The 1,994-nt window shown below is 58.9% G+C and carries 1 protein-coding gene; it reads right to left on the bottom strand.

The genetic code is table 11. The features are described 5' to 3' along the window. Positions 1-349 precede the first annotated feature (349 nt). On the bottom strand, positions 350-1,318 hold the full coding sequence (locus ACXJ7R_RS31155; protein ID WP_457155160.1) for an HAD family hydrolase: 969 nt from the start codon (positions 1,316-1,318) through the stop codon (positions 350-352). Positions 1,319-1,994 lie beyond the last annotated feature (676 nt).

Below are 1,994 nucleotides of genomic sequence, written 5' to 3' on the forward strand. Positions count from 1 at the left end.
TGTTGGAGGCTCGCAGCGGATCTGCGCCTTCGACGGCAATGGCAAACTCTATTGTGGTAAACGCTCAGAACAGGAAATGCTTCCCTTGGACCCCTGCCCTTCGCCAAATTTCAGGCCAATGCGGTTGGACCGCAACCGAAACCTCGCTGGACAACGAATGTTTTGCGCCGCTTGCCCACAAGCACCGTGAAGCCCGGCAGGTTGGTGAGTGCGCGATGTTCGATCTGGCTCGATCGGTTGGTTTGTCTACGCCATCATAGCCGCGCAGTACGAAAGCGAAGGGCTCCGATCTTTGTACTAAAGCCTTTACCCGCCTTTTTGAAATTGTCCTCAACGCGGCCCGTGCCTTTCAGGACGGGAACACCAATTTCCAGTCCTGCTTCATGTCCACGACGGTCCAGCGTTCCTTCATCGCTTCGTCCCAAGCTTTGTCGAGCTTTCCGACTGAGGATTTGCGATCGTACGCATATTCACGATCGGCGTCGGTATGATGCACGATCCCCATGAACCGCGCGCCGCTTCCAGCGGCGGTCCATTGCAACATCTCCAGATCGCCGTCGGAATTACCGAACGCAAAGATGGGTCGGCGGCCTATGAACTTGTTGATGCCGACAGGTTTGCCCGGTCCGTCGTCGACGAAATCGATCTTGGCTTCCTTGATCAAGGCCGGCTTGCCGTCGGCACCCACCACGTATTTGGTTGCTCCCGACGACCCGACGATCCTCTCCGGCGGGATGCCATAGACAGCTTCCATCCAGGGGCGCATGAAATCGATACCGCCGCCCGACACCACAAATATCTTGAAGTCGTTCTGCCGTAAGAACTCCAGCAATTCCAACATCGGCTGGTAAACAAGTTCGGTATAGGGACGATGGTAGCGGGGATGACGCGCCGTCCTGGTCCAGTTGATGACCGCGCTGTTGAATTCGTCGGTTGTCATGCCGGCGTGCGTCACAGCCAGGATCTTGAATATTCCCTGCTCGCCCGAGCGAACCAGACCTGACACGTCGTTTGACAGGACAGATTTGAACGGTTCCTGCGTCTGCCACTCCGGATGGGTTGGGGCGAGCTGCTTCACCTGGTCCAATGCGAAGGCGAGTTGCGAGTAGATCGGCTGTTCGCACCAGAGCGTTCCGTCATTGTCGAAAACAGCGATACGCTCGTTGGCCATGACGAATTCCTGGCCGTCCGGCGTCGTGACCTTTGCAACGAAGTCCATGATCGAAGCTTTGGCGGGCCCCTCATGCCACGAAGCGAGAGGCGCAGCTTGAGCACGCGCGGACACGACGCTGGAAAGCGGCAGGCTGGTGGCCAGCATGCCGGCGAGCACCTTGCGTCTGTCCATGGCCGGACTCATCTATCGAACCACGACTTAGACGTGCACGCCGCCTGTTCTTGCACAATAGATCCTGGACAGGGCATCGCGAACTCCAGCGGTTTGGTGCGTCGCGCCGGCACGGACTTCAGCCTGCGAAGTCGATGACTGCGGTTGGATGCGCTGGTTGATCAGGCGATGCAGGCCTCGGAGAGGCCCCATTCGATTGACCGAGCGCGTCAGGCAGTCAGAATAGGAGCGGGCCTTGCAGGCACAAGACTTGGCTGCCGCACATACCGATACGAAACGGTAACAGCCCACCGATAGAACCGATGGGGGCGCCGCTGGAGCTTATGCCGGTCCCTTGGTAGCAGCCAAATCGCGCCGTCGAACGCCAAGGCGGTGACGCTTGCAGGCCCCGGATAGAACCCGGCTGTAACAGTAAAGTGCTGGCGCGCCTCCCCTCACTGTGACGATGCTTGCTGGAATGCTTCCGCACGAGGTCATTCATTCGGTTTGAAACATATGGCCATGCCTTCCGAAACCGCCCACGACCGTCGGGGCTTGCTAAGGCTCATGTTGAAGATGCCGGCCTTGCGCGGCACGCTTCAAATCCTCAGCGCGACGAATTCCGATCTGCTCGGCCTGTGCGGCGCCTACGAGGATGCCAGCACGGCCC

The sequence above is a fragment of the Mesorhizobium sp. P5_C1 genome, from assembly GCF_054049815.1.

Coding starts and splice junctions, on each gene's coding strand:
- ACXJ7R_RS31155 (WP_457155160.1), bottom strand. CDS start 1,318: ATGCTGGCCACCAGCCTGCCGCTTTCCAGCGTCGTGTCCGCGCGTGCT.